The 15,308-nt window shown below is 72.4% G+C and carries 17 protein-coding genes; 6 read left to right on the top strand and 11 right to left on the bottom strand.

Features of this window, described 5'->3' with window-relative positions:
* Position 1: 1 nt before the first annotated feature.
* Positions 2–187: a 50S ribosomal protein L28 gene (gene rpmB / locus JWN97_RS16060; RefSeq protein ID WP_297624787.1), complete on the top strand. Its 186-nt coding sequence runs from the start codon at positions 2–4 to the stop codon at positions 185–187.
* Between the two features lie 68 nt (positions 188–255).
* Here rpmB and JWN97_RS16055 read toward each other — a convergent pair whose 3' ends face one another.
* Entirely contained in the window at positions 256–1,206 is a 951-nt protein-coding gene (locus tag JWN97_RS16055) for a thiamine-phosphate kinase (RefSeq protein ID WP_297624784.1), read from the bottom strand.
* Between the two features lie 115 nt (positions 1,207–1,321).
* Between JWN97_RS16055 and JWN97_RS16050 the strand changes: the two genes are divergently transcribed.
* Both JWN97_RS16050 and JWN97_RS16045 read left to right on the top strand, forming a co-directional pair.
* The gene (locus JWN97_RS16050; RefSeq protein WP_091196254.1) at positions 1,322–1,558 is read left to right on the top strand and encodes an Lrp/AsnC ligand binding domain-containing protein; all 237 of its coding nucleotides are present in this window, start codon (positions 1,322–1,324) and stop codon (positions 1,556–1,558) included.
* A gap of 5 nt (positions 1,559–1,563) precedes the next feature.
* The gene (locus JWN97_RS16045; protein ID WP_297624776.1) at positions 1,564–2,070 is read left to right on the top strand and encodes a DUF3515 domain-containing protein; all 507 of its coding nucleotides are present in this window, start codon (positions 1,564–1,566) and stop codon (positions 2,068–2,070) included.
* A 16-nt stretch (positions 2,071–2,086) separates the two neighbouring features.
* Here the strand turns inward: JWN97_RS16045 and JWN97_RS16040 are convergent, their stop codons facing one another.
* Positions 2,087–3,217: a D-alanine--D-alanine ligase family protein gene (locus JWN97_RS16040; protein ID WP_297624773.1), complete on the bottom strand. Its 1,131-nt coding sequence runs from the start codon at positions 3,215–3,217 to the stop codon at positions 2,087–2,089.
* A 32-nt stretch (positions 3,218–3,249) separates the two neighbouring features.
* Here JWN97_RS16040 and JWN97_RS16035 point away from each other — a divergent pair, with 32 nt between their 5' ends.
* Entirely contained in the window at positions 3,250–4,347 is a 1,098-nt protein-coding gene (locus JWN97_RS16035) for an aminotransferase class I/II-fold pyridoxal phosphate-dependent enzyme (protein WP_297624771.1), read from the top strand.
* A 159-nt stretch (positions 4,348–4,506) separates the two neighbouring features.
* On the opposite strand, the gene JWN97_RS16030 is transcribed toward JWN97_RS16035, so the two are convergent.
* Together JWN97_RS16030 and JWN97_RS16025 are read right to left on the bottom strand one after the other, a co-directional pair.
* Entirely contained in the window at positions 4,507–5,508 is a 1,002-nt protein-coding gene (locus tag JWN97_RS16030; RefSeq protein ID WP_297624768.1) for an NAD(P)H-dependent glycerol-3-phosphate dehydrogenase, read from the bottom strand.
* Positions 5,505–6,296, bottom strand: a complete 792-nt coding sequence (locus tag JWN97_RS16025; RefSeq protein WP_297624766.1) for a lysophospholipid acyltransferase family protein — start codon at positions 6,294–6,296, stop codon at positions 5,505–5,507. Before JWN97_RS16025 ends, JWN97_RS16030 begins: the two co-directional genes overlap by 4 nt.
* A 71-nt stretch (positions 6,297–6,367) precedes the next feature.
* On the opposite strand from JWN97_RS16025, the gene cofC reads away from it, so the two are divergent.
* Entirely contained in the window at positions 6,368–7,105 is a 738-nt protein-coding gene (gene cofC, locus JWN97_RS16020) for a 2-phospho-L-lactate guanylyltransferase (RefSeq protein ID WP_297624763.1), read from the top strand.
* Positions 7,106–7,144: 39 nt separating this feature from the next.
* Here the strand turns inward: cofC and JWN97_RS16015 are convergent, their stop codons facing one another.
* The 3 genes from JWN97_RS16015 to leuC all read right to left on the bottom strand — a co-directional run bounded on the left by JWN97_RS16015 (position 7,145) and on the right by leuC (position 10,058).
* Positions 7,145–7,828, bottom strand: coding sequence for an HU family DNA-binding protein (locus JWN97_RS16015; RefSeq protein WP_297624760.1), 684 nt, complete (start codon positions 7,826–7,828; stop codon positions 7,145–7,147).
* Positions 7,829–7,944: 116 nt separating this feature from the next.
* Complete coding sequence (gene leuD / locus JWN97_RS16010) at positions 7,945–8,544, bottom strand: 3-isopropylmalate dehydratase small subunit (RefSeq protein ID WP_297624757.1); 600 nt, start codon at positions 8,542–8,544, stop codon at positions 7,945–7,947.
* Positions 8,545–8,648: 104 nt separating this feature from the next.
* Complete coding sequence (gene leuC / locus JWN97_RS16005) at positions 8,649–10,058, bottom strand: 3-isopropylmalate dehydratase large subunit (RefSeq protein WP_297624753.1); 1,410 nt, start codon at positions 10,056–10,058, stop codon at positions 8,649–8,651.
* A 78-nt stretch (positions 10,059–10,136) separates the two neighbouring features.
* On the opposite strand from leuC, the gene JWN97_RS16000 reads away from it, so the two are divergent.
* Entirely contained in the window at positions 10,137–10,859 is a 723-nt protein-coding gene (locus JWN97_RS16000; RefSeq protein ID WP_091196275.1) for an IclR family transcriptional regulator, read from the top strand.
* A gap of 13 nt (positions 10,860–10,872) precedes the next feature.
* Here the strand turns inward: JWN97_RS16000 and JWN97_RS15995 are convergent, their stop codons facing one another.
* From JWN97_RS15995 to JWN97_RS15980, 4 genes are all read right to left on the bottom strand, one after another.
* On the bottom strand, positions 10,873–11,355 hold the full coding sequence (locus JWN97_RS15995) for a methylated-DNA--[protein]-cysteine S-methyltransferase (RefSeq protein ID WP_297624742.1): 483 nt from the start codon (positions 11,353–11,355) through the stop codon (positions 10,873–10,875).
* Entirely contained in the window at positions 11,343–12,863 is a 1,521-nt protein-coding gene (locus JWN97_RS15990; protein WP_297624740.1) for an AlkA N-terminal domain-containing protein, read from the bottom strand. Before JWN97_RS15990 ends, JWN97_RS15995 begins: the two co-directional genes overlap by 13 nt.
* Positions 12,864–12,929: 66 nt before the next feature.
* A complete protein-coding gene (locus tag JWN97_RS15985; protein ID WP_297624737.1) occupies positions 12,930–13,604 on the bottom strand; it encodes a response regulator in 675 nt (224 codons plus the stop codon).
* Positions 13,601–15,235 (bottom strand): ATP-binding protein, encoded by a 1,635-nt coding sequence (locus JWN97_RS15980; RefSeq protein ID WP_297624734.1) that lies wholly within the window; start codon positions 15,233–15,235, stop codon positions 13,601–13,603. The genes JWN97_RS15985 and JWN97_RS15980 overlap by 4 nt, the downstream gene beginning before the upstream one ends.
* Between the last annotated feature and the right edge of the window lie 73 nt (positions 15,236–15,308).

The following is a 15,308-nucleotide window of genomic DNA, read 5'->3' as shown; positions in this document are numbered from 1 at the left end:
GGTGGCTGCCGTCTGCGACATCTGCGCCAAGAAGCCGGGCTTCGGAAACAACCGTCCCTGGTCGCGCAAGATCACGAAGCGTCGCTTCAACCCCAACATCCAGCGCGTCCGGGCGACCATCAACGGTGCGCCCAAGCGAGTCAACATCTGCACCGGTTGCCTCAAGGCCGGCAAGGTCTCGCGCTGACCTGAGCTCTTCACACGTCGCCCCCGTCGCTCTGCGGCGGGGGCTTCGTCGTTCCCGGGCGCGTGCCCTCAGAAGTGGGTCCAGCCGGTGGGACCGTCGTACGCCGCCCCGTCGACGGTGACGCCCTCCCCCTCGCGCACCTCACCCACGACGTGCCACCCGGCGGGCACGGACGCGACGTCCGGGAACGTCGCCAGCAGCGCGTGGTCGTCCCCCCCGGTCAGGATGAACTGGAGCGGGTCCGCGCCGAGCGCGGCGCCCACGGCCTGCAGGGGTTCGGGGATCTCGAAGGCGTCCGTGCGTACGTCGATCGCGACGCCACTGGCCTCCGCGAGGTGCCCGGCCTCGGCGAGGAGGCCGTCGGAGATGTCGATGAGGGCGGTCGCACCTGCCTCGGCGGCCACCGTGCCCTCGGCGTACGGCGGCTCCGGGCGACGGTAGGCCTCGACCAGCACGCGTGGCGACCGGAACCCCCGGCCCAGCACGGCGAGCCCGCCCGCGGCCCATCCCTGGCGACCCACCAGCGCCAGCACGTCGCCCGGCCGGGCGCCGGAGCGCAGCACCGGGGACTGCGTGCACTGGCCGAGCACGGTCACCGCGATCACGACCTCGTTCGCGCGCGTGACGTCGCCGCCCACGACGGTGGCGCCGACGACCGCGCACTCCTCGGCGAAGCCGCGCGCGAAGTCGAGGGCCCACTCGAGCGGCAGCTCGGCGGGAGCGGCCAGCCCGATGGTGAGGTGGCGCGCGGTGCCGCCCATGGCGTTGATGTCGGAGAGGTTCTGGGCGGCGGCGCGGTGACCGACGTCGGAGGCGCTGGCCCAGTCGCGTCGGAAGTGCCGCCCCTCGACCATGAGGTCGGTCGAGACGACCACGTGACCGTGCTTGATCCGCAGCACCGCGGCGTCGTCACCCGGTCCGACCAGCACGTGCTCGTCGCCCTCGAAGATGTCCACGAGCTCGGAGATCAGGCCGAACTCACCTGCCTCGCCGAGGGTTGCGTCCGGTGTCGGGGCCATCCCCCCATCCCACCAGACGCGGCCGGTGATCACAGTCACCCATCCCCTGTCGGGCGCCCCGCGTGGCGCGGTAGGTTGGCCCGGTCACACCCGCTGAGAGACCGAGGAGTCCACGATGGTCGTCCAGGCCTACATCCTGATCCAGACCGACGTCGGCAAGGCCGCGGAGGTGGCCAAGGCCATCGCCCAGGTCAGTGGCGTCACGCTTGCCGAGGACGTCACCGGTCCCTACGACGTGATCGTCCGCGCCGAGGCCAAGAACGTCGACGAGCTGGGCAAGCTCGTGGTGTCGAAGGTGCAGAACCTCGACGGCATCACCCGGACGCTCACCTGCCCGGTCGTCCACATCTGACCCACGTGCACGCATCCCGACGCCTCGGCCCGTCCTCGGGCCGGGGCGTCGTCGCGTCTGCACTCGCGTGCCTGCTGCTGGCGGCCTGCAGCCCGGACGACGTGTCCGTCGAGGCGCACGACCTCTCCGCGGCCGACCGCGCCACCTGCGCGGCCCTGGTCGACGACCTCCCCGACACCCTCGCCGGCGAGCAGCGGCGCTCGGTCGACCCGGACGACGCGCTCGGCGCTGCCTGGGGCGACCCGGCGTACGTCCTCACGTGCGGTGTCCCCGAGCCGACCGACTACGAGCCGACCGCGGAGTGCAGCGTCATCAAGGGCGTCGGGTGGTACGTCTCCGACGACCAGCTGTCCGACCCGGGCCTCGACGCCACGCCGATCGCCCTCAGCCTCACGCCGTACGTCGAGGTGCAGGTGCCGTCGCGCTACCGCACCGAGGGCATCGACCGCGCCCTCGCCGAGCTGGCGCCGGTGCTGAAGGAGCACCTCGGCGAGGGCCTCTCGTGCCTGTAGGCGGGGACTGCTCCGCTCAGCGCAGCCCGGTGTCGCGGCGCAGCGCGAGCTGGACGAGCCGGTCGACGAGCTCGGGGTAGCTCATCCCGGTGGCGGCCCACAGCTGCGGATACATCGACGTGGGCGTGAAGCCGGGCATCGTGTTGAGCTCGTTGATCACCAGCGACCCGTCGGGCCTCACGAAGAAGTCGACGCGCGCCAGGCCCTCGCACGAGAGCGCCTCGAAGGCGCGGACCGCCATCGCGCGCAGCGACTGCTCGATCTCGGCGGGGACGTCGGCGGGGATGTCGATCTCAGTGTGCTGGTCGGCGAGGTACTTGGCCTCGAAGTCGTAGAACTCGTGGTCGGCGCCGGTGCGGACCTCGCCGGGACGCGACGTCTCGGGCGGCCCCTCGAGGGTGCCGAGCACGCCGCACTCGACCTCGCGCGCGCCCTCCATCGACTGCTCGACGAGCACCTTGGGGTCGTGGCGGAACGCCTCCTCCAGCGCGTCGGCGACCTCGTCGGCGTCGTGGACCTTGCTGATGCCCATGCTCGAGCCGGCGCGGGCCGGCTTGGCGAAGGACGGGAAGCCGAGGTCCTCGACCCGCTGGCGCACGCCGACCGGGTCCTGCTCCCACTCCGTGCGCGTGACGACGATGCCGGGCGTCACCGGGAGGCCGGCCGCCTGCAGCACGATCTTCATGTACGCCTTGTCCATGCCGATCGCCGAGGCCAGCACGCCCGAGCCGACGTAGCGCACGCCGGCCATCTCGAGCAGGCCCTGCAGGGTGCCGTCCTCGCCCCACGGACCGTGCAGCAGCGGGAAGACCACGTCGACCTCGCCGATCACCGACGGCACGCTCGACGGCTCCGTGACCACGAGGTCGGTGCCCGTCGTCGCCCCCAACAGCGCGACCGGCGAGCGGTCGGCGTCGACCTCGGGCAGGTCGCTGCCGCGGATGGCGAGGCGCGCGGGCTCGTCGGCCTCGAGCACCCACCGGCCGTCGGTGGCGATCCCCACCGGCACCACGTCGTACGCCTCGCGGTCGATCGCGGCCAGCACGCTCCCCGCGGTCACGCACGAGATCCCGTGCTCGGACGAGCGGCCGCCGAACACGACGGCGACGCGGGGCTTGCGGGTCTTGCCTGGGGAGGTGTCGTTCATCGCCACGACCCTATCCACCTACGCTGGCGCGCATGGCTGCAGACACGACTCCCGACCCGGGTTCCGGCTCACCCCACAGGCTCGGCACGATCGCCGTCACCGCCGGCCGGCCCGACAGGACGCCCGACGCCCCGCTCAACGTGCCCATCACCATGGCCTCGACCTACGTCGCGGGCGGACCGGTGGAGTACGGCCGCTACGGCAACCCGACGTGGACCGCGCTCGAGGACGCCCTCGGTGCGCTCGAGGGCGGCCGCTGCCTGACCTTCGCCTCCGGCCTGGCCGCGGTGGCGACCGTGCTCGACCTGGTCGGCGCCGACGGCACGGTCGTGGTGCCCAAGCACGCCTACACCGGCACCATCATGCAGCTCGCCGACCTCGAGTCCCGCGGCCGGCTGAAGGCCGAGCTCGTGGACGTCACCGACACCGCCGCGGTCGTCGCGGCGTGTGCCGACGCGGCGCTGGTGTGGCTGGAGTCGCCGACCAACCCGGCGCTGGAGGTCGCGGACATCCCGACCATCACCGCGGCGGCCCACGAGGCCGGCGCCTACGTGGTCGTCGACAACACCTTCGCCACTCCCCTGCTGCAGCGTCCGCTCGAGGACGGCGTCGACCTGGTCGTGCACTCGGCGACCAAGTACCTCGCCGGCCACTCCGACGTGCAGATGGGCGCGATCATCACCGGCGACGACGAGCTGTACGCCGTCCTCAAGGGCCGCCGCGACCTCGTCGGCGCCGTGCCCGGTCCGTTCGAGGCGTGGCTGACGCTGCGCGGCCTGCGCACGCTGCACCTGCGCGTGGAGCGCGCGCAGTCCAACGCCCAGGAGCTCGTACGCCGGCTCGCCGAGCACCCCGCCCTCTCCGAGGTCCGCTACCCGGGCTTCGGCGGCATCGTCAGCATCGTGCTCTCCCAGGGCGAGATGGCCGCCGACCTCCTCAGCCGCAAGACCCGCCTGTGGGTGCACGCCACGTCACTCGGTGGTGTCGAGTCGACCCTCGAGCGGCGGCGTCGCTGGAAGGCCGAGGCCGCGACCATCCCCGAGGGGCTTGTCCGGCTCTCGGTCGGCGTCGAGGACGTCGAGGACCTCTGGGAGGACCTGCGCGACGCGCTCGACGGGTGCGTGGGCTGACGTCCCTCGCTGGTTGAGCAGGTCGCGCAGCGACCGTGTCGAAACCCGGCTGCTGGGGCCGCTTCTCGGCTGACCGGGTTTCGACACGCGTCGAGGCTTCGTTCCTCAGCCTCGGTCGCTGCCAACCACCGGTGAGATGGCCTGACCTCGTGCCTCGCCTCAGCCCATCTCCGCCTTGGTGTCGCGGGCGATGAAGGAGTTCATCATGTCCAGCGCGGTCATCTTGCCGTCGACGACGGCGTCGACGGCCGCGGCGATCGGGGCGTCCACGCCGGTCTGCTCGGCGAGCGCGAGCAGCGACTTGCAGGACTTGGCGCCCTCCGCGACCTGACGCGTCGAGGCGTAGATCTCCTCGGTCGTCATGCCCTGGCCGAGTCGCTCACCGAAGGTGCGGTTGCGCGACAGGGGCGAGGAGCAGGTGGCCACGAGGTCGCCGAGACCGGCGAGGCCCATGAGGGTCAACGGGTTGGCGCCCTGCGCGGTCGCGAGGCGCGCGGTCTCGGCGAGGCCGCGGGTGATCACCGAGGCGGTGGTGTTGTCGCCGAAGCCGAGCCCGACGGCCATGCCCACGGCGAGGCCGACGACGTTCTTGTAGGCGCCGCCGATCTCGCACCCCAGGACGTCGACGGAGGTGTAGGGACGGAACGACGGGCCGTGCGTGATCGCCTGCAGCTGCTTGGCACGCTCCTCGTCGAGGCACGCGACCACCGAGGCGGCGGGCTCGCGGCGCGCGATCTCGCGCGCCAGGTTGGGACCACTGATGACGGCGATCCGCTGGGCGGAGGCGTCGGTGACCTCCTGGATCACCTCGCTCATCCGCATCAGCGACCCGAGCTCGACGCCCTTCATCAGCGAGACGAGCGTGGCGTCGGAGGGCAGGATCGGCGCCCAGTCCGTGAGGTTCTGGCGCAGGCTCTGCGACGGGACGGTCAGCACGACGACGTCGGCCTCGGCCGCGACCTGCTCCGGGTCGGTCGAGGCGCTGATCGTCGGCGGGAGCTCGATCCCCGGCAGGTAGTCGGTGTTCTCGCGGCGCCCGTTGATCGCCTCGACGACCTCGTCGCGACGCGCCCACAGGGTCACGTCGTTACCGGCGTCGGCCAGGACCAACGAGAAGGCGGTGCCCCAGGATCCGGCGCCGAATACGGCGATCTTGCTCATCGGCTGCGCTTCCTTCGTGGTCGGTGGCTCGCCCGTCGGGCGTCCTCGTGGGGGTTGCCGATCGGCCGTACGCCGGTGGCGCGCGGGTCGTACCTCTCCGCGGGGGCGGTCGTGCCGCGCAGGTCGGCCACGATCCCGGTGATGGCGGCCATGATTCGATCGGTCGCCTCGGCGGTGCTCTCCGGGGTCGTCGCCCGCGCGACGAGGTCGTCAAGCGGCACGGGGTCTCCGGCCTTCATCACGATGTGCTTGCGCGGCACCAGGTGGGGCGTCTTGGTGTAGGGCGGGAGGATCTCCTGCGCACCCCACTGCCCGACCGGGATCACCGGGCACCCGGTGGCGAGCGCGATCCGCGCGGCGCCGGTCTTGCCCCGCATCGGCCACAGGTCGGGGTCGCGCGTCAACGTGCCCTCGGGGTAGATGACGATGCACTCTCCGTCACCGATCGCGCGCACCGCGGCGTCGTAGGCACCGATGGCGTTGCGGCTCAGCCGCTCGACCGGGATCTGTCCGGCGGAGCTGAGGAAGCCGCCGAGGGCCTTGTTGGTGAAGAGCCCCGACTTGGCGAGGTAGCGCGGGATCCGGCCGTGGTCGTAGACGAAGAGCGCGGACAGCAGCGGGTCGAGGTGCGAGACGTGGTTGATCGCGACGATGCACCCACCGGTGGGCGGGATCTTCTCGCCGTCGATCCAAGTGCGCGAGGTGGCAGCGGACAGCGTGGGCTTGAGGATCGACGCCGCGACGGTGATCGCCCATCCGCGCGGCTGCTCCAGCTTCCTGACGCGCACCGGTCAGCCTCCCGTGATCGCGGGCCACGCCCGGACGCTCCCTGCGTCGCGAGCAGGCTACTCGGTCCCCAGTGCCCACCGAGCCCTCCGCCGCGCTGGTCCCGGGTGGCAGGATCGTCGCGATGTCCCACCCGATGCCGCCCCCCTCCCCTGCCGATGCCGCACCTCCGCGCTGCGTCGTCGTCGTACCCGTCAAGCCGCCCGCCCTCGGCAAGTCCCGGCTCTCCGACCTGGCCGAGGATGACCGCCGCGAGCTGGCCGAGGCCTTCGCGCTCGACACCGTGATGGCCGCGGCCTCCACGCCCGGCGTCGACGCGGTCCTCGTCGTCACCGACGACTTCCGGCTGGCCGCGTCGATGCGCGCACTCGGGTGCGAGGTGATGCCCGACGGGGCGAGCGACGACCTCAATGCGACGCTCGTGCAGGCCGCGGCAGAGGTCGTACGCCGCTGGCCCGGCGCCGTGCCGGTGGCCCTGCTCGCCGACCTCCCGGGGCTGCGACCCGTCGAGCTCGCGGGAGTGCTGGCCGAGGTCGTCCGGCACGTGGCGGCGGGCGAGGCCGTGTTCGTGCGCGACCGGAGCGGCGTGGGCACGACGCTGTACGCCGCCGCTGCCGACCGGTTCGCGCCGGGTTTCGGCCTCGACTCCGCCGGGCGGCACGCGGGGGCCGGAGCCGTCGAGGTGGGCTCGGACGCGCCGAGCGTGCGGATGGATGTCGACGACCTGGCCGACCTCGGCGCCGCCCTCGTGGCGGGCGTCGGTCCCCACACGTCCCTGGCAAACGGAAGGCGGGCCACCCCACTGGGGTGACCCGCCCTCGCGTCGGAGCTGCGGAGAACTGCTGCCGGATCAGGACTTCTTGGCGGTCTTCTTGGCCGGAGCCTTCTTCGCCGGGGCCTTCTTGGCAGCGGTCTTCTTGGCCGGTGCCGCCTTCTTGGCAGGTGCGTTGGCAGCGGCCTTCTTGGCCGGAGCAGCCGTCTTGGCCGGTGCAGCCGTCTTGGTGGCCGGAGCCTTCTTGGCAGCGGTCTTCTTGGCGGGTGCCGCCTTCTTGGCCGGAGCCTTGGTGGCCGGAGCCTTCTTGGCAGCGGTCTTCTTGGCGGGTGCCGCCTTCTTGGCCGGAGCCGCGGTCTTGGCGGGAGCGGCCTTCGTGGCAGGGGCGGCCTTCTTGGTGGCCGCACCGCTCACCGCGGCAGCGGCAGCACGGACGCTGGCCGGCGGCTTGGGCATGGTCGCCGCGGTCAGCCTGGGCAGCTTCTTGGCACCCGAGATGACGTCCTTGAGCTCCTTGCCGGCGGAGAACTTCGGCACCGACTTCTTCTTGGACTTCATGCGTTCGCCGGTCTGGGGGTTGCGGACCCAGCGGGCATTGCGGACCGCCTTCTCGAACGAGCCGAAGCCGGTGATGGCGACCTTCTCACCCTTGGCCACCTCACGCGTGATGGTGTCGAGCACCGACTCCAGTGCGTGGGACGCCTGCTTGCGGTTCCCCTCGTAACGCGCGGCGAGCGCGTCGATGAGCTCTGACTTGTTCACTAGCTTCCCTTCCAATGAACCATGGGATGCCGAGCTCGTGCTCGACCTCTCCGAGGCACGCTAAGCACATGGAAGGGTGACCACAATCACCATCGCCCCTATTTGTAGGGGTTTTTTCATGCAGTGACGGGCTTCCAGCTCGGCCGGGAGGCCTCGAAGGCAGCGATGTCGGCGTCGTGGCCGAGGGTGATGCCGATGTCGTCGAGGCCCTCGAGCAGCCGCCAGCGGGTGTAGTCGTCGATGTCGAAGGAGTCCTCGACGGCGTCCTCACCGGCGCCGGCGCGGACCGTGCGGCTCTCCAGGTCGACGGTGATCTCGCCGCCCGGGTGGTCGTCGAGCCAGTCCCACAGGCGCTGCACGACCTTCTCGTCGACCTGCGCCGCGAGCATCCCCGCCTTGCCGGAGTTGCCGCGGAAGATGTCGGCGAAGCGCGAGGAGATCACGACGCGGAAGCCGTAGTTCTGCAGTGCCCAGACCGCGTGCTCGCGCGAGCTGCCGGTGCCGAAGTCGGGTCCGGCGACCAGCACCGAGCCCCGGGCGTACGTCGGGTTGTTGAGGACGAAGTCGGGGTCGTTGCGCCACGCCGCGAAGAGGCCGTCCTCGAAGCCGGCACGTGTGACCCGCTTGAGGTAGACCGCCGGGATGATCTGGTCGGTGTCGACGTTGCTGCGGCGCAGCGGCACGCCGACGCCGGTGTGGGTGGTGAAGGCATCCATGGTCAGGCTCCTTGCTGAGGTGAGGATTTCGACACGCGAGTCACGGCTTCGCTGGCTCAGCCGCGTCGCTGCTCAATCTCGCGCCGGGTGATCGTGTTCGTCCCTCACCCGATCGGCGCGAGGTCGGCGGGGCTGGACAGCGTGCCGCGCACGGCGGTCGCCGCGGCGACCGGCACGGAGACCAGGTGCGTGCGACCGCCCTTGCCCTGCCGGCCCTCGAAGTTGCGGTTGGACGTCGACGCGCTGCGCTCGCCGGGCGCGAGCTGGTCGGGGTTCATGCCCAGGCACATCGAGCATCCGGCCCCGCGCCACTCGGCGCCCGCGGCGAGGAAGACCTGGTCGAGGCCCTCGGCCTCGGCCTGCAGGCGTACGCGCACCGATCCCGGCACCACCAGCAGGCGGGTGTCGGCCGCGACCGTGCGGCCCTCGAGGATCGACGCGGCCAGGCGCAGGTCCTCGATGCGGCCGTTGGTGCAGGAGCCGACGAAGACGGTGTCGACCTTGATGTCGCGCAACGGGGTGCCGGCCTCGAGGCCCATGTAGTGCAGGGCCTTCTCGGTGGCGACCTTGTCGTTGGGCTCGTCGAAGTCGTCGGGGCTCGGCACGGAGGCGCCCAGCGGGGCGCCCTGGCCGGGGTTGGTGCCCCAGGTGACGAAGGGCGTCATCGTGGAGGCGTCGAGCTCGATCTCCTTGTCGAAGACGGCGTCGTCGTCGGTGCGCAGGGTCTTCCAGTGCGCGACCGCGGCCTCCCAGTCGGCGCCCTTCGGGGCCTCGGGCTTGCCCTCGATGTAGTCGAAGGTGGTCTGGTCGGGGGCGATCAGGCCGGCCTTGGCCCCCCACTCGATCGACATGTTGCACACCGTCATCCGGCCCTCCATCGAGAGCTCCTCGATGGCCTGGCCGCGGTACTCGACGATGTAGCCCTGGCCGCCGCCGGTGCCGGTGTGGGTGATCAGCGTGAGCACCATGTCCTTGGCGGTGACGCCCGCGGGCAGGCTGCCGTTGATGGTGACCGCCATGGTCTTGGGCTTCGCCTGGGTCAGCGTCTGAGTGGCGAGCACGTGCTCGACCTCGGAGGTGCCGATGCCGAAGGCGATCGCGCCGAACGCTCCGTGGGTCGAGGTGTGCGAGTCGCCGCACACGATGGTCATGCCCGGCTGGGTCAGGCCGAGCTGCGGGCCGACGACGTGGACGATGCCCTGCTCGATGTCGCCGAGCGGGTGGAGGCGGACGCCGAAGTCGGCGGCGTTCTTGCGCAGGGTCTCGACCTGCACGCGGCTCACCGGGTCGGCGATCGGCTTGTCCCAGTCGATCGTCGGGACGTTGTGGTCCTCGGTGGCCAGGGTCAGGTCGGGACGACGTACGACGCGGTTGGCGAGCCGGAGGCCGTCGAAGGCCTGCGGCGAGGTCACCTCGTGGAGGAGGTGGAGGTCGATGAAGAGGAGGTCGGGCTCTCCGCTGGCGCTGCGGACGACGTGCTCGTCCCACACTTTCTCGGACAGGGTCTTGCCCATGATGAAAACTCCTTCTCTTCTGACGACGGAGAGACCTTAGCCCTTGCATCCCACTCTCTGAGATGAGAATATCGGCATATGGACAACGGATCTGGCGTCGGCGTACTCGACAAGGCGGCGCTCGTGCTCGCCGCGCTCGAGGCTGGACCGGCCACCTTGGCGGGGCTGGTGGCCGGCACCGGCCTGGCCCGACCCACCGCCCACCGCCTCGCGGTCGCCCTCGAGCACCACCGCCTCGTGGCCCGCGACATGCAGGGCCGCTTCGTGCTCGGCCCCCGCCTCTCCGAGCTCTCCGCCGCGGCCGGTGAGGACCGCCTGCTGGCCGCCGCCGGACCGGTCCTGGCCCGGCTGCGCGACATCACCGGGGAGTCCGCCCAGCTCTGGCGCCGCCAGGGCGAGCACCGCGTCTGCGTGGCCGCGGCCGAGCGCCCGTCCGGCCTGCGCGACACCATCCCCGTCGGGTCCCAGCTGACGATGAACGCCGGCTCCGCCGCCCAGATCCTGCTGGCGTGGGAGGACCCGGAGCGCATGCACCGGGGCCTGCAGAACGCAGCCTTCTCGGCCACCGCGCTCTCCGGCATCCGGCGCCGCGGCTGGGCGCAGTCGGTCGGCGAGCGCGAGCAGGGCGTCGCCTCGGTCTCCGCACCGGTCCGCTCCCCCGGCGGCAAGGTCATCGCCGCGGTGTCGGTGTCGGGTCCCCTCGAGCGCCTCTCGCGCCAGCCCGGCCGGATGCACGCGCCGGCCGTCCTCGCGGCGGCCGACCGGCTCTCCGAGTCGCTGCGCCGCGCTGCGGCTGAGTGAGGCGCCAGCCCCGCTAGAAGAGGGCGTCCTGCTCCAGCTCGAGCAGCTGCTGCTTGCGCTCCAGCCCACCGGCGTACCCGGTCAGCGTGCCGTTGGCGCCGATGACCCGGTGGCAGGGCACCACGATCGGGATCGGGTTGCGTCCGTTGGCCAGGCCGACGGCGCGGGAGGCGGCGTTGGTCATGCCGAGCCGACCGGCGATCTCGCCGTAGGACGCGGTCTCGCCGTAGGTGATCCTCTCGAGCTGCGCCCACACCCGGCGCTGGAAGTCGGTCCCGACCGGCGCGAGCGGAAGGTCGAAGTCGGTGAGCTCGCGGGCGAAGTACGCCGTCAGCTGGCGCACCGCCTCCGCCAGGACGGGCTGGTCGTCGGAGCGCGCGCCGAGCGGACGTCCGTCGGCGGGCGGCCGGAACGGGGAGAACTCGATCGCGACGATCGACCCGTCCCGTTCGACGACGCGCAGGTCGCCGATCGGCGAGGGCATCACGGTCCACATGTCAGGTCTCCTTCGGAGGGCGGCGTCTCGGGCATGAGGGTGTTCCACAGGTGCATGAGGGCGTAGGAGCGCCACGGCCGCCACCGCTCGGGATCGGGGGTGGTGCCGGCCGAGCCTGCCAGGTCGGTCAGGACCCGGCGGACGGCGAGGTCCGTGGGCAGGAAGACATCGGGGTGACCCAGCGCGCGCATCGCGACGTAGTCGGCGGTCCACGGCCCGATGCCGGGCAGCGCGAGCAGGCCACGGCGTACGTCGTCGCGGTCGGGGCCGCGGTCGAGCACCACGGTGCCCTCCGCGAGCGCGGTCGCGAGGCCGACCAGGGCGCGGCCGCGGGCCCGGGGCATCGGCAGGCTCGCCGGATCGACGGCGGCCAGGGTGGCGGCGTCGGGGAACAGGTGCGTCAGCCCCGCGACCGGTGCGACGACGGCCCGGCCGTGCTCCGCGACGATGCGTCCGCCCACGGTGCGGGCCCCGGTGACGCTGACCTGCTGCCCGATGACGGTCCGGACGGCCGTCTCGTCACCGTCGACCTGACCGGGGACACGCAGGCCGGGGGTCGCGCGCACGAGCTCCCCCAGGACCGGGTCGGCACCGAGCTGCTCGTCGATGGCGACCGGGTCGCAGTCGGCGTCGAGGAGGCGGCGCACGCGCTCGACGGCCGCCGCGGTGTCGCGCAGGTCGTGGAGGGCGAACTCCGCGAGGACGAATCCGGTGCCGCTGCTGGCCACCACGTCGTCGAGCTCGAGACGGACGGTGCCGGGACCGTGCGGCAGGTCGAGCGTGCGGGCGTACCACCCGCGTCCGGCGACCTCGACCCCCGGCACGAGGTGGTGGGCCAGGAAGTCGAGGAGACGGCGGCCGGCGAAGGGCGTCCGCACGGCCAGCCGCATGCTGAGGTTGGCCGCACCCGTCGCGGTCGATCGACCGGGCGTACGACGTGTGGCCCCGCGCAGCTGGGTCGGCGACGCCTCGTAGACCTCGCGGACCGTCTCGTTGAACTGGCGGACGCTCGCGAACCCCGCGGCGAAGGCGACGTCGGTGATCGGGAGATCCGTCGACTCGATGAGCACCCGCGCGGTCTGGGCGCGGCGCGCACGGGCCAGGGCGAGGGGCGCGGCGCCGAGCTCCTGGCTCAGCAGCCGACCCAGGTGGCGCGGGGTGTAGCCGACGCGCTCGGCGAGGCCGCCGACCCCTTCACGGTCGACGAGCCCGTCGGCGATCAACCGCATCGCCCGTCCCGCGACGTCGGCCGCGACGTCCCACTCGGGACTGCCGGGCGTCGCGTCGGGCAGGCACCGCTTGCAGGCGCGGTAGCCGGCGGACTGCGCACTGGCCGCCGTGGGGTGGAAGCTGACATTGGCCGACGCCGGGGTGCGGGCAGGGCACGAGGGGCGGCAGTAGATGCCCGTGGTGCGCACGGCGGTGTAGAAGACCCCGTCGAAGCGGCGGTCCCGGCTCGTCACGGCGCGGTAGCAGGCCTCCGTGTCGAGGTGTCCGGTCGGCGTCATGGGGACGAGTCTGCCCGGCCCGTGCGCAGGTTACCAGCGGGAATCGGACACGGCAGGGACGCCCGCTCAGGCGCCGGGCCGGTAGCGACGCTCGGGCCGTCCGGCGCCGCCGTACTGCAGGCGGACCGACGCCGCGCCACGGGCGACGAAGTGCTCCAGGTAGCGCCGGGCGGAGACGCGCGAGATGCCGACGACATCGGCACACTCGGCCGCGGAGAGCTCGCCCGCCGAGCGGAGCGCGGCCTCGACGGCGTCGGCCGTCTCCGGGCTCAGCCCCTTGGGCAGCGCGACGGGCGCACCGGGGGCCGCCGCACCGAACACCGCGTCGATGTCGTGCTGCCCCGGCGCAGCCGACCCCGACAGCGCGAGGTGGGCGGTGCGGAAGGCCTCCAGCCGGACCCTGAGGTCGTCGTAGTCGAAGGGCTTCACGAGGTAGTGCACCGCTCCCCCGGACGCCGCCGCGCGCACCGTGTCGGCCTCGCGCGCGGCCGTCACCACGAGCACGCCGATGTCATCACCGTCCGCCCGGAGCCGCCGGATGACGTCGATGCCGGTCATGTCGGGCAGGTGGACGTCGAGGAGCACCAGGTCGGGTCGCAGCCGGGCGATGTCGTCGAGGGCCGCCTGGCCGGTGTGCACGACCCCGACGACGTGGAACCCCGCGGTGCGCTCGACGAACTGGGTGTGGATGCGCGCCACCATGAAGTCGTCGTCGACGACGAGCACCGTCACGTCGGTCATCGCGCCTCCACTTCCGGCCCCACTCCTGACTGCACGCCCGGCAGGCGCGCCTCGAAGACCGCTCCGCTGCCGTTCGGCCCGGCGCTCACCGCGACGCCGCCGCCCCGGCGTTCGCAGACCACCTGCACGAGCGCGAGCCCGAGACCCCGGCCCTCGACGGTCGGCGCCTTCGAGCTCCAGCCGCGCCGGAAGATCTCGCCGATCCGGTCGGGTGGCACGCCGGGCCCGGTGTCGGCGACGGACAGCCGCACGGTGTCCTCGTGGAGGCGCAGGTCGACCTCGACGGAGGTCCCGCCGACCGACACCGACGCGTCGACGGCGTTGTCGACGAGGTTGCCCAGCACCGTGCCGACGTCCGTCGAGGACTCGGGGTCCAGCCGCGGCAGCTCGCTGTCCGCGCCCAGCCGCAGGTCGACGCCCCGCTCGGCGGCCAGGCTGGTCTTGGCGATCAGCAGCGCCGCGACGGCCGGGTCCTCGACGCGCGCGGTCACCGCGTCGGAGATCTCGGCGCGGCGCCGGCTCAGGGTGCCGACGAGCCGCGACACCTCGTCGTACTCACCGAGCTGCACCAGGCCGGAGATGGTGTGGAGCTGGTTGTGGAACTCGTGGGTCTGGGCGCGCAGGGTGTTGGTGATCGACTGGCGCGCGCTGAGCTCGCTCTGGAGGGCGAGGAGCTCGGTGCGGTCGCGGAGCGTGGTGACCGAGGCGACCCGTCGGCCACGCTCGAGCACCGGGTTGCGGTTGACGACGAGCACCTGGTCGCCGAGGACGACGACGTGGTCGCGGATCTCGGCGTCGTCGGCGAGCAGCCCGCGGATCGCCGGGTCGAGGTCGAGGTCGTCCACCCGCCGGCCCTCGACGTCGCCCTCGAGGCCGATGAGCTCGCGGGCGCTGTCGCTCAGGACCGTGATGGTGCCGTCGTCGGCGACCGCGAAGACGCCCTCGCGGATCGAGTGCAGCAGTGCCTCGCGCTGGTCGGCGAGGGCCGCGATGGCCGCGGGCTCGAGGCCACGCGTGCGCCGTCGGATCAGGCGCGAGAGCAGGAAGGAGCCGGCGACGCCGAGGGCCAGCCCGAGGCCCGCGAAGGTGAGGAGGTCGGGCAGCACGCTGCGGGCGCGCTCGGCCCAGGTGGGGTACTCCTCGGCGACCATGGCGATCCCCAGGAGCTCGCCGCCGCGGTTGATGATCGGCACCTGTGCCGCGATCGACGGCGTCCCGAAGTCATCGACGTCACCGGTCCAGGTGCGCAGCTGCTGCACCGTGCTCCCACCCAGGTCGATGCGGCGCTCGCGGCCGGCGAAGTCGCTGCTGACGAGGACGACACCGTCGGGGTCGGCGAGGTAGACACCGCTGGCCTGCACGTTGGTGCGCACCTGCTGGGTGTACGACGTCAGCGATGCCCGCTGGCCCTCCACGACGTCTTCGCGGAAGGTCTTCCGCACGAGGCGGATGTTGGCCATCGACTCAGCGGCGGCCCTGAGCCGTGACCCGCGGTTGTCCCGGAAGTCGGCGTCGCTCTGCTGGACCGAGACGACGCTGGCCACCGCCACGACGGCGAGCAGCACCGTGAGCTGGAGCACGAGGAACTGTCCGGCCAGGGTCGCCGGCCACCAGCGCGAGCGTGACCACAAGTTCCACAACCTCCATTGCTTACCCAAGCGTGACGGGCACCACACGCAGTCTCCACCATCGTGGGAGTCACAC

Source organism: Nocardioides sp. (genome assembly GCF_025965415.1).
Taxonomy (GTDB): Bacteria; Actinomycetota; Actinomycetes; order Propionibacteriales; family Nocardioidaceae; genus Nocardioides.
This window is presented reverse-complemented; position numbering and strand designations above follow the sequence as displayed.

Coding starts and splice junctions, on each gene's coding strand:
- JWN97_RS16055 (WP_297624784.1), bottom strand. CDS start 1,206: ATGGCCCCGACACCGGACGCAACCCTCGGCGAGGCAGGTGAGTTCGGC.
- JWN97_RS16050 (WP_091196254.1), top strand. CDS start 1,322: ATGGTCGTCCAGGCCTACATCCTGATCCAGACCGACGTCGGCAAGGCC.
- JWN97_RS16040 (WP_297624773.1), bottom strand. CDS start 3,217: ATGAACGACACCTCCCCAGGCAAGACCCGCAAGCCCCGCGTCGCCGTC.
- JWN97_RS16035 (WP_297624771.1), top strand. CDS start 3,250: ATGGCTGCAGACACGACTCCCGACCCGGGTTCCGGCTCACCCCACAGG.
- JWN97_RS16030 (WP_297624768.1), bottom strand. CDS start 5,508: ATGAGCAAGATCGCCGTATTCGGCGCCGGATCCTGGGGCACCGCCTTC.
- leuD (WP_297624757.1), bottom strand. CDS start 8,544: ATGGATGCCTTCACCACCCACACCGGCGTCGGCGTGCCGCTGCGCCGC.
- leuC (WP_297624753.1), bottom strand. CDS start 10,058: ATGGGCAAGACCCTGTCCGAGAAAGTGTGGGACGAGCACGTCGTCCGC.
- JWN97_RS16000 (WP_091196275.1), top strand. CDS start 10,137: ATGGACAACGGATCTGGCGTCGGCGTACTCGACAAGGCGGCGCTCGTG.
- JWN97_RS15995 (WP_297624742.1), bottom strand. CDS start 11,355: ATGTGGACCGTGATGCCCTCGCCGATCGGCGACCTGCGCGTCGTCGAA.
- JWN97_RS15990 (WP_297624740.1), bottom strand. CDS start 12,863: ATGACGCCGACCGGACACCTCGACACGGAGGCCTGCTACCGCGCCGTG.
- JWN97_RS15985 (WP_297624737.1), bottom strand. CDS start 13,604: ATGACCGACGTGACGGTGCTCGTCGTCGACGACGACTTCATGGTGGCG.